Origin of the sequence: Streptomyces sp. NPDC001914 (genome assembly GCF_042891215.1) — a bacterium.
Taxonomy (GTDB): Bacteria; Actinomycetota; Actinomycetes; order Streptomycetales; family Streptomycetaceae; genus Streptomyces.
This window is the reverse complement of record NZ_JBIASW010000010.1, coordinates 150,473-162,539: the sequence shown is the minus strand read 5'-3', so window position 1 is coordinate 162,539 and position 12,067 is coordinate 150,473. Positions and strand designations below refer to the sequence as shown.

Genomic DNA, 12,067 nt, shown 5'->3' with positions numbered 1-12,067 from the left:
CGCGCGCGGGCGGCACAGAACATCAGGCAGAACGAGACGGGCGCCCGGCGCACGCGAGCAAGAGGGAGACGAGAAGCACATGGTCGTACGCGGGATCCTGGGTGGCCGGCGCCGCGAGTACAAGGCACCGGAACCGCACCCCTCCGGTGCCCGCGCGCCCAAGCTCCCCGGTGAGCTCGTCCCGAACCATGTCGCGATCGTCATGGACGGGAACGGCCGCTGGGCCAAGGAGCGCGGGCTGCCGCGCACCGAGGGGCACAAGGTCGGCGCCGAGCGCGTCCTCGACGTGCTCCAGGGCGCGGTCGAGGTCGGTGTCGGCAGCATCTCCCTGTACGCCTTCTCCACCGAGAACTGGAAGCGCTCGCCCGACGAGGTGCGCTTCCTGATGAACTTCAACCGGGACTTCATCCGCAAGACCCGCGACACCCTGGACGAGCTCGGTATCCGGGTGCGCTGGGTGGGCCGGATGCCCAAGCTGTGGAAGTCGGTCGCCAAGGAGCTCCAGATCGCCCAGGAGCAGACCAAGGACAACGACGCGCTCACGCTGTACTTCTGCATGAACTACGGCGGCCGCGCCGAGATCGCCGACGCGGCGCAGGCGCTGGCCGAGGACGTGAAGGCCGGCCGTCTCGACCCCTCCAAGGTCACCGAGAAGACGCTCCAGAAGTACATGTACTACCCGGACATGCCGGACGTGGACCTCTTCCTGCGCCCGAGCGGCGAGCAGCGCACCTCCAACTACCTGCTCTGGCAGAGCGCCTACGCCGAGATGGTCTTCCAGGACGTGCTGTGGCCCGACTTCGACCGGCGTGACCTGTGGCGGGCCTGCGTCGAGTTCGCCCAGCGCGACCGCCGCTTCGGCGGCGCCGTCCCGAACGAGCAACTGCTCGCGATGGAGCAGGCGATGCGGGGCGACGGCTCTTAACCCCCGCCGCCCGCAGGGTTGTTCGAATCCGGCGCTACGATCACGGCTCATCACCACCGAACTGGGGAGGGGCCGTGGTCGAGGACCAGGGCGCTGCGCAGCAGCAGGAGTTGTCCGGGGAACAGCCGCAGGGGCCGGGAGCGGACCTCGTCGAGCTGGAGTACCGGCCGACCGTCGGGGATCTGTCGTCGGCGCTGAGAGCGCGCAGAGGCGTCAGCAAGGCGGGCAGAAGACAGTTCTGGGTGCTGGGGGGCGCTGCCGTCGTGGTCGCGGTGGAGGTCGCGCTGAAGCTGGCCGGACAGGACGCGTCCACGCTTCCCGTGATCTGGCTCGTCGTCTTCGGGTCGCTCCTCGCGCTCTCGCCGTGGCTGCAGGCCCGCCAGTTCCATCGCCTCGCGGAGCGTCAGGGCACCTTCCGCGTGGCCGTCACGGACGCCGGGGTGACGGTGGCCACGGACAACTCCACCACGGTGCTCAACTGGGTCGCCCAGCCCCGCTACCGGGAGACGCAGGACGCCTTCGTCATGATCAGCTCCGACAAGAACGCCGTCGGTTTCACCGTGCTGCCCAAGCGGGCCGTGCGCACCCCCGAGGACGTCGACCGGCTGCGAGCGATCCTCGACCGCAACCTGACCCGCGCCTGAGCGTCCGCGCCCCGCGAGCGAGGGCTCAGCCCTTCGCCGCCGCGCACTCCGCGCAGGTACCGAAGATCTCCACCGTGTGCGCCACGTTCACGTAGCCGTGCTCCGCGGCGATGGCCTCGGCCCACTTCTCCACGGCGGGACCCTCCACCTCCACGGCCTTGCCGCAGACACGGCAGACGAGATGGTGGTGGTGCTCGCCGGTGGAGCAGCGCCGGTAGACGGACTCGCCCTCCGACGTGCGCAGGACGTCCACCTCGCCGGCGTCGGCGAGGGACTGGAGCGTGCGGTAGACGGTGGTGAGCCCGACCGAGTCGCCCTTGTGCTTGAGCATGTCGTGGAGCTCCTGCGCGCTGCGGAACTCGGTCACCTCGTCGAGCGCCGCCGCCACGGCGGCACGCTGCCGGGTGGAACGGCCCCGGACGGGCGATCCAGCGGTTGTCACCGTTGCCTCCTCGCGTCTGCGCTTGCCCGGCCATTGTGCCAGCCCGGGCGGTGACCGGTCAGACGCCGACGGCGCTCTCCGGTCCGCGCGTGGCCGGAATCGCGCACTCCGCGGGATCTCCGGCGGCCTGTGCCGCGGCCAGGGCCCGGGCCCTGCGCCGGGCCAGCGGTGCCGCCAGCGCCGTCAGCGCGATGAAGGCGCCGATCGTCAGCAGCACGATCGTCGAGCCGGGCGGAACGTCCTGATAGAACGACGTCACCGTGCCGCCGATCGTCACGCTCACCCCGATCGCCACCGCGACGGCGAACGTCGCCGCGAAGCTCCGGGTGAGCTGCTGGGCCGCCGCCACCGGCACCACCATCAGCGCGCTCACCAGCAGCAGGCCGACCACGCGCATGGCGACGGTGACCGTGACCGCCGCCGTCACGGCCGTCAGCAGGTTCAGGGCCCGCACCGGCAGACCGGTCACCCGCGCGAACTCCTCGTCCTGGCTGACCGCGAACAACTGCCGGCGCAGCCCCAGGGTGACCGCCAGGACGAAGGCGCCCAGCAGGCAGATCGCCGTCACGTCGGACGCGCTCACCGTCGACAGCGAGCCGAAGAGGTACGAGGTCAGGTTGGCGTTCGAGCCGCCCGGCGAGAGGTTGATGAACATCACGCCGCCCGCCATGCCCCCGTAGAAGAGCATGGCCAGCGCGATGTCACCACGGGTCCTGCCGTACCAGCGGATCAGCTCCATGAGCACGGCGCCCAGCACGGACACGGCCGTGGCCATCCACACCGGTGACGTGTTGAGCAGGAAGCCGAGGCCGACGCCCGTCATCGCCACATGGCCGATGCCGTCGCCCATCAGGGCCTGGCGGCGCTGGACGAGGTAGATGCCGACGGCGGGCGCGATGACGCCCACCAGGACGGCGGCGAGCAGCGCCCGCTGCATGAAGGCGTAGTCGAGGATGTCCATCAGCTCAGGAGTCCCGTCCGGATCGGTTCGGCGTCGTGAGCCGCGTGCGGGTGTACGTGGTCGTGGCCGGGCAGGGCGTGCTGGCCGACCGCTCTCGGCGGCGGGCCGTCGTGCAGGACGCAGCCGTCCCTGAGGACGACCGCGCGGTCGATCAGCGGCTCCAGGGGGCCCAGCTCGTGCAGGACGAGCAGCACGGACGTGCCCTGGGCGACCTGGTCGCGCAGGGTGGCCGCCAGCACCTCCTGGCTGGCGAGGTCCACGCCCGCCATCGGCTCGTCCATGATCAGCAGTTCGGGTTCGGAGGCCAGCGCGCGGGCGATGAGCACCCGCTGGTGCTGCCCGCCCGACAGGGCGTTCACCGAGTCCTTGGCGCGGTCCGCCATCCCGACGAGCTCCAGGGCCCGTCGTACGGCCGCGTGATCGGCCTTGCGCAGGATGCCGAGACGGGCGCGGGACAGCCGGCCCGAGGCGACGATCTCGGTGACCGTCGCCGGCACACCGCCCGCGGCCGTGGTCCGCTGCGGGACGTAGCCCACCCGGTGCCAGTCGCGGAAGCGGCGGCGCGGAACGCCGAAGATCTCGATCTCGCCCGCGCTGACGGTCACCTGGCCGATGACGCTGCGCACGGCGGTCGACTTGCCGGAGCCGTTCGCGCCGAGCAGCGCGACGACCTCCCCGCGGCGCACGGTCAGGTCCATGCCGCGCAGGACCGGGCGCGAACCCAGCTCCGCCCGGACACCGCGCAGGGACACGACGGACTCGGACTCGGACTCGCTCACGACGTCCTCCACAGTGATCACTTCGTTCCGAGAGCTGTCTGGAGGGCCTTCAGGTTCGACCGCATGACCTGCATGTAGTCGTCGCCCCTGGACTTGTCGGTGATGCCTTCGAGGGGGTCGAGGACGTCCGTCCGCAGCCCCACGTCCCGGGCGATGGTGCCGGCGGTCCGGTTGCTGACGAGCGTCTCGTAGAACACCGTCGTGACGCCGTCGGCCTTCGCCAGGTTCTCCAGGGCCTTCACCCGGTTCGCGCTGGGCTCCGACTCCGGGTCGAGGCCGTTGACGGCCTCCTCGGTGAGCCCGTAGCGCTCGGCGAGGTAGCCGAACGCGGCGTGGGTGGTGATGAACGTCTTCGTCTTCGTGTTCGCGAGCCCGTCGCGGAAGTCCTTGTCCAGCGCGCCGAACTTCTTCCGCAGCGCCGCCATGTTCTTGTCGTAGTCCGCGGCGTGCTTCGGGTCGGCCTTCTTCAGCGCGGCCGACACGCCCTCGGCCACCTGGCCGAAGCGCACGGGATCGAGCCAGACGTGCGGGTCGGCGGCGCCGGCGTCCTCGCCCTCGCTGTGGTCGTGCGCCGCGGCGTGGCCGCCGACCTCGTTGCCGTGCTTCTCCAGCGTCGTCAGCGAGGCGGCGTCGACCTTGGTCCTCACCCCGGACTGGGCGACCGCGTCGTCGACGGCCGGCTGGAGGTTCTTGAGGTAGAACACCGCGTCGGCCTCCTGGAGCCGCGCGGTCTCGCGGGCGCTGATCTCCAGGTCGTGCGGTTCCTGGCCGGGCCGGGTCAGGTTCGTGACGCTGACGTGCGACCCGCCGATCTCCTCGGCGAGGTACTGGAGCGGGTAGAACGACGCGACCACGTGGAGCCGGCCGTCGTTCTTGGCGTCGGCCGCCGCGGATCCCGAGCAGGCCGTGAGGGTGCCGAGGCCGAGGGCGGTGGCCGCCACGGCGGCGGACCCCGATATGAGGCGTCGTCGTACGTTCATGACAGTCATTTTCAACAAATCTGGAAACGATTGTCAACAAGCCCTCGTGCCGGCTCCCGCGGGCGCTCCGGCAACGGGTATCAAGTGGATCCAATCGGCAGGAAGCGGCCTCGCGCGGGAACCGATTTGATGCGGGGGTGGCCGACGCCGGTAACCTGAAGCATTCGCTGCCGTCCGTTCGTAATGAAGAGAGCACCGTGGCCGCCGACAAGATCGATTCCATCGTCAGCCTGAGCAAGCGCCGTGGCTTCGTTTTCCCCTGTAGTGAGATCTACGGAGGACAGCGTGCCGCTTGGGACTACGGTCCGCTGGGCGTCGAACTCAAGGAGAACCTGAAGCGCCAGTGGTGGCGTTACATGGTCACGTCGCGCGAGGACGTGGTCGGTCTGGACTCGTCCGTGATCCTGGCCCCCGAGGTGTGGGTCGCCTCCGGTCACGTCGCCACCTTCACGGACCCGCTGACCGAGTGCACCTCGTGCCACAAGCGCTTCCGCGCCGACCACCTGGAGGAGCACTACGAGGCCAAGCACGGCCGCCTCCCGGAGAACGGCCTCGCCGACCTCAACTGCCCCAACTGCGGCAACAAGGGCACCTTCACCGAGCCCAAGCAGTTCTCGGGCCTGCTCTCCACCCACCTCGGCCCGACCCAGGACAGCGGCTCCGTCGCCTACCTGCGTCCCGAGACCGCCCAGGGCATCTTCACCAACTTCGCCCAGGTGCAGACCGCCTCGCGCAAGAAGCCGCCGTTCGGTATCGCCCAGATGGGCAAGTCCTTCCGCAACGAGATCACGCCCGGCAACTTCATCTTCCGCACCCGCGAGTTCGAGCAGATGGAGATGGAGTTCTTCGTCAAGCCGGGCGAGGACGAGAAGTGGCAGGAGTACTGGATGGAGCAGCGCTGGAACTGGTACACCGGTCTCGGCCTGCGCGAGGAGAACATGCGGTGGTACGAGCACCCGCAGGAGAAGCTCTCCCACTACTCCAAGCGCACCGCCGACATCGAGTACCGCTTCCAGTTCGGCGGCAACGAGTGGGGTGAGCTGGAGGGCGTCGCCAACCGCACCGACTACGACCTCAACGCGCACTCCAAGGCCTCCGGCCAGGACCTCGCGTTCTACGACCAGGAGGCCCAGGAGCGCTGGACCCCCTACGTCATCGAGCCCGCCGCCGGTGTCGGCCGCGCCATGCTCGCCTTCCTCCTCGACGCCTACGTCGAGGACGAGGCCCCGAACGCCAAGGGCAAGATGGAGAAGCGCACCGTGCTGCGCCTCGACCACCGTCTCGCCCCGGTGAAGGCCGCGGTCCTGCCGCTGTCCCGCAACGCGGACCTGTCCCCGAAGGCCAAGGGTCTCGCCGCGGCGCTGCGCCAGCACTGGAACATCGAGTTCGACGACGCCGGCGCCATCGGCCGCCGTTACCGCCGTCAGGACGAGATCGGCACGCCGTTCTGCGTCACCGTCGACTTCGACACCCTCGACGACAACGCCGTCACGGTGCGCGAGCGCGACTCGATGAAGCAGGAGCGTGTCTCGCTCGACCAGATCGAGGGCTACCTGGCCGCCCGTCTCGTGGGCTGCTGACCCGGGCACTGCACGAAGCCCCCGTTTCCCGGTCAGGGAGGCGGGGGCTCCGCGTTGTCCCGGACCATGGGGTGTCCGGGCGTCCTTCGTCCGGGCGTCGCGCGTCCGGGCTTGCTCGGCGGCCCGTGAGGGCCTTCGTGCTCAGCGGCCCTGGAGGGCCTTCACGTTGTCGCCGAAGGTCCAGTTCTTCGAGCCGTCCCAGTTGACCGACCACGTCATCAGGCCCTTGAGGGAGGTGCCGTAGTGGCGCCAGGCCTGGGAGACGAGGCTCGGCGCCATGTAGCCGCCGCCCGCGCCGGACTGGGCCGGCAGTCCCGGGACCTGTTTGTCGTAGGGGACCTTGATGGTGGTGCCCTGCACTACAAGCCCCTTGTTGAGGCAGTCGGTCTGGGCGGTGAAGCCCTGCACGGTGCCCGCGGAGTAGGAGTCACCGGAGCAGCCGTACATGCTGCCGTTGTAATACTGCATGTTCAGCCACCACAGCCGCCCGTTGTCCGCATACTTCTTCACGACGGGCAGGTACGCGCCCCAGATCGAGCCGTACGCGACGCTGCCGCCCGTGACGTAGGCGGTCTCCGGCGCCATCGTGAGCCCGAAGTTCGACGGCATCCGGGACAGCACCCCGTCGATGATCCGGATCAGATTGGCCTGCGAGGCCGAGAGCTGACCGATGCTGCCGCTGCCGACGAGCCCGGTCTCGATGTCGATGTCGATGCCGTCGAAGTTGTACTTCTGCAGGATCGGCACGATCGTCGCGATGAAACGGTCGGCCACGGCGGACGAACTCAGGTCGATGCCGGCGGCCGCTCCGCCGATGGACAGCAGGATCGTCTGCCCCGCCGCCTTGGCCGCGCACATCTCGGCGGGCGTGGCCACCTTCACGCCCGTGTCCATCCCGTTCTCCCACAGCGCCGTGCCGTCCGAGCGGATGACGGGGAACGCCGCGTTCACCACGTTGTAGCCGTGCGCGGCGATGCGGGAGTCGGTGATCGGCGTCCACCCGAACGGCGGGTGCACGCCGTTGGCCGCGCCGTCCCAGTTCTCCCAGTACCCCTGGAGGACCTTTCCGGCGGGACGGGACTTCACCGCGCAGGTGTCGGCGGCGGAGGCGCCGGGGGCGCCCGCGACCGACAGCGGGACGAGGACGGCCGCGGCCAGTGCCACGGCGAGCAGACGCAGTCTCCGGCGCATCATGCGAGGCCTCCCGGTGGGGGGTGCGGTGAGGTGTCGTAGGCATGACAGTCGCGCGGTCCAGACCTTTCGTCAATAGGTCTGGACCAAAGTGGCCGGAGAGGGTGCCTTCGGTGCCGCGGTCCGGACGGTTCAGGCCTCCTTGGGGTCGACCGTCGCCTGGTGTTCCGCGGCCAGGTGTTCCTCCGCCTTCAGCCAGGGGAGGAACTGGGTGTTCTTGCGCCAGCCGCACGTCTCGCACCGCAGGGTGCGCTGGACGCCCGCCCGCTGCACGTGGACGGTGTGTTCGCGGCCGTGCTGGTCCCAGCGGCTCACTTTGCTCGCGTTGATCTGAAGCATGACACCTCCTGGTTCTCCCGCTTCGTCTGCGCAGCAAGGAGTGTGCAGCATGGTGAAGATCAACGGGGGTTCTTCGGGGCCGAGTTCGCCGAGTACGGCACGGGCGCGGTCGCGCTCACGACGGGGCGAGGTGTCCCTCGGCGGCCTCGACGGCGGCCGTGGTGACGTTGACCTGGTGTTCTATCTGGCGGTCCACCGGCACCCAGGTCGCCGTGAAACTCGCCGAGTAGGCGGCGCACCAGCGCGCGACGAGGGCTTCCAGCTCGGTGCGCTGGGCCGCGGTCCCCGGGGCGGGCGCGTACTCCTCGAGGAGACGCAGCAGCATGGCGGCGGCCCGGAGCGGGGTGCGCCGGGCGAAGCCCTCGATGCTGGCCGTGCGGGCGCGGGTGAGACCGGGGAGCGGCGTGAACGACGGGTGCGCGGGGTCCCAGCTGTCGGCCAACGGGCCGCAGACACCTAGGGTTTCGGCCACGGCCCGGCGCATGCTGAATGCGGGGTCGGGGCCCGGGGCCGGGAGGTGCGGGCGGGCCCGTTCGTAGTGGACGCGGACGGTGTGGGCGTAGTCCCGCAGCCGGTCCGCCCAGTGCCGCAGCCGTTGTTCCGGGGCGGGATGGGGTGCGAGGTCGGCGAACCCGGCCGCGGCCCAGACCGGTACCTCGAGCACCGCGGTGACGCCGCCGTGGGCGTGCGGGGCGAGCCAGGTGGAGCGGTGGGCGTTCTCCGGGAAGGCGGTGGGGCGTTCGGGTGCGCCGGGCGGCGGCAGGACGAAGACGCCGGGCGCGCTCGTCGGCCAGTGCAGGGCGTCCAGCGGGGCTCTTTCGACCGGGATGCCGAGCCGTTCCGCGGAGGCGGCGAGCGTCCGGTCGAGGCCGGGGACGTCCCGGGTGAGCTGGGCGAAGGTGCCGCCGATGTCCGTGCCGTGCAGGGAGATCTGGATGTAGGGCCGCAGCCTGCGGATGACGTCGAGCAGGGCGCGGCTCTCCGGCAGGAACCGGGGGCGGGGCAACGCCGGTGCCCATTCGGGCTGTTCGTCGGCGGTGGGGCGGAAGAAGGACCGGTAGTGGCCGAAGAGGGTGTCCGCCCGGTGCCCGCCTTCGTTCAGGCGCGCTCCGTCAGGGTCGAGGCACAGCACCAAGTGCCATACGGTGCCGGGCCGTTCGCCGCCCAGTGCCCGGTGGGCCAGCGCCAGGAGGGTGCCCCCGCCGACGTACTCGTTGGGGTGTGCGCCCGCGACCACGAGGGCGTGCCGTGGCCCCTTTCCGACGCTCAGCATCCGCAGCGGGGCGCCGTGCCGGGAGTGGCCGATCGTGCTCAGCCGGCACAGGTCCGGATACCGGGCGGTCAGGGCCTCGGCGGTGCGGGTGACGTCGGCGGGCGTGGGATAGCTCAGTGTCCGGAATTGCTGTCGTCCCGGGTCTTTCTCCCGTCCAGCACGCGGATCTTGATCTCGGCCACGGAGTCTCCTCGGAGTGGATCGTGGATCGCGGGTCGGCCGGACGCAACACGCCGGACATCGCCGGGCACGCTCCGTTCGACTTCGGTGCGACTCAGTACGACATGACGCACCACGCGTGTCAACAGCCCCTGAGAGGAACGCGACAGCCTCATGGCCAGTGCATATGCCGGTGGCCGAGCGGGGGGATACCCCGCGGTTCGAGGGGTACCCCGCGGGGCAGGCACCCCCGTGCACCGGGCACCCGCTATACGAACACCGAACACCGACTGCCCGGGCCCCGCGACCGGTCCCCGCCGCGACCGGTCCCGACAGCGACCGGGCCCCACCGCGGCCGGTCCCGACGGCGGCCCGGCCCCTGCCGGGGGGCAGGCCGGTCGGCCATCGACCAGGCCCGGCCCGGCCCGATGGATCGGCCCGGCGGCACTGGACGGGTGACCTCCGGCGCCGCCGAGCCCGCCGCACCGCGCCGGACTGGGCCCAGCCGGGTGGGATGACCGGGGGCGGACCGGTGACACGGGCACCGCCGATCCGGCGCGGACCGGCGGGACCGGCCGGGGCCTGGCGTGCGCCGGCCCGGTGAGGCTCGGAGTGGTGGGCCGATCACCACCGGCGCCGCCGAGCCCGGCGGGGTCGGCCGGTGACCGGCGGCTCGGTCCGGTCTGGTGTGCCATGGGGCGGGGCCATCCGGGACTGCTGGCGCCCGCCGGCCGGGTGAGGATCGGCCCGGCTCGGACCGGCGGCGCCCGGCGTCCGCCGGCTGGCGAGGCTCGGGGCGTTCGGCCGGTGGTCATCGGCTCGGGCCCGCTCGGTCCGGCGCGGGGCGAGGTCGTCCGGGGGGCGGGGTCGGGCATCGACGTTTGCCGGTTGAGGCCCCGGGGCCCGCTGTCTCAGTGGATCTTGCGGGGCAGGCGCAGGCTCAGGGCCGTGGTCAGGGCCACGCCGGCCAGCTGGACCAGGAGGGTCGTCACCAGGGCGTCCCGCATGCCGTGGGACGAGGCGAGGGACAGGAACAGGGTGCCCAGGGTGGCCACTCCGACGGCGAGCGCCGCCTGCTGGGTGGTGGCCATCACGCCGCTGCCCACGCCGGCCCGCGCCGGCGGCACCTCGGAGAGGATGATCCGGATCAGGACGGGAAGCTGGAGCGCCTGGCCCGCGCCGGCGACCGCCGCTCCGGGCAGCAGTTCCACCACCCCGAGGTCCGGCCACGAGCGCCAGGCGGCCAGGGTGATGAGCCCCAGGCCCACCGCCTGGATCAGCCCGCCCGCCGTCACGACCCGCGTCCCGTGGCGGGCGATCAGCCGGGGCCCGCACAGCGAGGTGGCGAAGAAGACGACGGCCATGGGCGCGAGGGCCAGCCCGGCCGGGACGGGACCGAGCCCCTCGCCGCGCTGCAGCGCCACCGCGATCACGAACATGAAGCCGCTGAAGCCGATGGAGAACGGCACGATCATGATCAGGCCGCGGCGCAGCGAGGTCAGCTCGAACAGGCTCGGCGGGACCAGCGGGGTGCGGCCCCGCCGGTCCGCACGGCGTTCGACGAGGTAGAAGGCGGCGGCCGCGAGCGGGAACAGGGCGAGGGACACCCAGGTCCACAGCGGCCAGCCGGAGGCCCGGCCCTCCGTGAGCGGGGCGAGCAGAGCCAGCAGCGCGACCGCGAGCAGGATCGTGCCGGGGGCGTCGATGGGCTCCGGGCGCTGCGAACGGGTCTCGGGGACGGCCCGGCGGGCCAGGACCAGCCCGAGCACGACGACGGGCACGTTCACGAGGAACACCGACCGCCAGCCGGTGCCCGCGATGTCGGCCGCGACCAGCAGTCCGCCGAGGATCTGCCCGGCGACCATGGACAGCCCGGCCGTGGCCCCGTACAGGCCCATCGCCTTGGCGCGGCGGGGCCCGGAGGTCGCCGACTGGATGGTGGCGAGGACCTGCGGCAGCATCGCCGCGGAGGCCGCGCCCTGGGCGACCCGCGCCGCCACCAGGGTCCACGCGGTGGGTGCGAGTCCGCAGGCGAGCGAGGTCAGGCCGAAGGCCGCCATGCCGCCCAGGAAGAGCCGGCGCCGCCCGAACAGGTCGCCGAGACGTCCGCCGAGGACGAGCAGGACGGCGTACGCGACCCCGTATCCGGCGACGACGAGTTCGAGGACGGCCTCGCTCGCGTGCAGGTCCTGCCCGATGGTCGGGAGGGCCACGTTGACGATGAAGAAGTCGATCAGGGGCAGTGCCGCGCCGAGCAGCACCGTGAAGAGTCCGAGGCCGCCGAGGTCGGGTGGCGCGGCGGGGGCGCGGACGGTGGTCGTGAGGGTTCCGGTTTCGGTCACGTCCCCCAGACTTCTCCCGTACTCAGCCGGGTACCAGAGTCTCCTTATCCTGGTACAAGCACTACCTGGCAACAGGCTGAGCCACGCGACAGGCTGGAGGCATGACGACGATGACCCGGGAGACACACCCCACCCCGTCCCCGCCACAACCGGCGTCCCCCGTCCGGAACGAGCAACGGCCGGAGGGCTCCGGCCCGAGCGAGCCGCGACCGGCGAACTCGGACCGGAACGAGCCGCGACCGGCGGGCTCCGGCGGGGACGCGCCGCGACCGGCGGACACCGGCCAGGTCAAGGTGCGACCCACGGGCTCCCGTCCGGCCCCGAAGGAGACCGCCTCCGACCCGGAACCGGTACGACCCGCGGCCACGGCCCCTGGCCAGGAACCGGTACGACCCGCGGCCACGGCCCCCGGCCCGGAATCGGCACGACCTGCGGCCACGGCCCCTGGCCAG

The 12,067-nt window shown here is 71.6% G+C and carries 11 protein-coding genes; 3 read left to right on the top strand and 8 right to left on the bottom strand.

Annotated features, from left to right (window positions below; translation table 11 throughout):
* Positions 1-79: 79 nt before the first annotated feature.
* Positions 80-925, top strand: coding sequence for an isoprenyl transferase (locus tag ACFYYF_RS27240; RefSeq protein ID WP_365483669.1), 846 nt, complete (start codon positions 80-82; stop codon positions 923-925).
* Between the two features lie 74 nt (positions 926-999).
* Positions 1,000-1,569, top strand: coding sequence for a YcxB family protein (locus ACFYYF_RS27235; RefSeq protein ID WP_388780146.1), 570 nt, complete (start codon positions 1,000-1,002; stop codon positions 1,567-1,569).
* A gap of 25 nt (positions 1,570-1,594) precedes the next feature.
* On the opposite strand, the gene ACFYYF_RS27230 is transcribed toward ACFYYF_RS27235, so the two are convergent.
* Genes ACFYYF_RS27230 through ACFYYF_RS27215 form a run of 4 tightly spaced genes read right to left on the bottom strand, consistent with a single transcriptional unit; the run spans position 1,595 to position 4,731 of the window.
* Positions 1,595-2,011: a transcriptional repressor gene (locus ACFYYF_RS27230; protein WP_326787939.1), complete on the bottom strand. Its 417-nt coding sequence runs from the start codon at positions 2,009-2,011 to the stop codon at positions 1,595-1,597.
* 58 nt (positions 2,012-2,069) lie between these two features.
* Positions 2,070-2,972, bottom strand: coding sequence for a metal ABC transporter permease (locus ACFYYF_RS27225; RefSeq protein ID WP_361690630.1), 903 nt, complete (start codon positions 2,970-2,972; stop codon positions 2,070-2,072).
* Positions 2,972-3,751 carry a metal ABC transporter ATP-binding protein gene (locus tag ACFYYF_RS27220; RefSeq protein ID WP_388780143.1) on the bottom strand — a complete coding sequence of 260 codons (780 nt, stop codon included), beginning with the start codon at positions 3,749-3,751 and terminating at the stop codon, positions 2,972-2,974. The genes ACFYYF_RS27225 and ACFYYF_RS27220 overlap by 1 nt, the downstream gene beginning before the upstream one ends.
* A 17-nt stretch (positions 3,752-3,768) precedes the next feature.
* A complete protein-coding gene (locus tag ACFYYF_RS27215; protein WP_388780141.1) occupies positions 3,769-4,731 on the bottom strand; it encodes a metal ABC transporter solute-binding protein, Zn/Mn family in 963 nt (320 codons plus the stop codon).
* A gap of 197 nt (positions 4,732-4,928) precedes the next feature.
* On the opposite strand from ACFYYF_RS27215, the gene ACFYYF_RS27210 reads away from it, so the two are divergent.
* Complete coding sequence (locus ACFYYF_RS27210; RefSeq protein ID WP_361690639.1) at positions 4,929-6,311, top strand: glycine--tRNA ligase; 1,383 nt, start codon at positions 4,929-4,931, stop codon at positions 6,309-6,311.
* Positions 6,312-6,452: 141 nt separating this feature from the next.
* Here ACFYYF_RS27210 and ACFYYF_RS27205 read toward each other — a convergent pair whose 3' ends face one another.
* From ACFYYF_RS27205 to ACFYYF_RS27190, 4 genes are all read right to left on the bottom strand, one after another.
* Positions 6,453-7,505: a chitinase gene (locus tag ACFYYF_RS27205; protein ID WP_388780139.1), complete on the bottom strand. Its 1,053-nt coding sequence runs from the start codon at positions 7,503-7,505 to the stop codon at positions 6,453-6,455.
* A gap of 129 nt (positions 7,506-7,634) precedes the next feature.
* Positions 7,635-7,841: a hypothetical protein gene (locus ACFYYF_RS27200; protein WP_361690645.1), complete on the bottom strand. Its 207-nt coding sequence runs from the start codon at positions 7,839-7,841 to the stop codon at positions 7,635-7,637.
* 115 nt (positions 7,842-7,956) lie between these two features.
* The gene (locus ACFYYF_RS27195) at positions 7,957-9,186 is read right to left on the bottom strand and encodes a M14 family zinc carboxypeptidase (protein ID WP_388780348.1); all 1,230 of its coding nucleotides are present in this window, start codon (positions 9,184-9,186) and stop codon (positions 7,957-7,959) included.
* 998 nt (positions 9,187-10,184) lie between these two features.
* Entirely contained in the window at positions 10,185-11,615 is a 1,431-nt protein-coding gene (locus ACFYYF_RS27190; protein WP_388780137.1) for an MFS transporter, read from the bottom strand.
* Between the last annotated feature and the right edge of the window lie 452 nt (positions 11,616-12,067).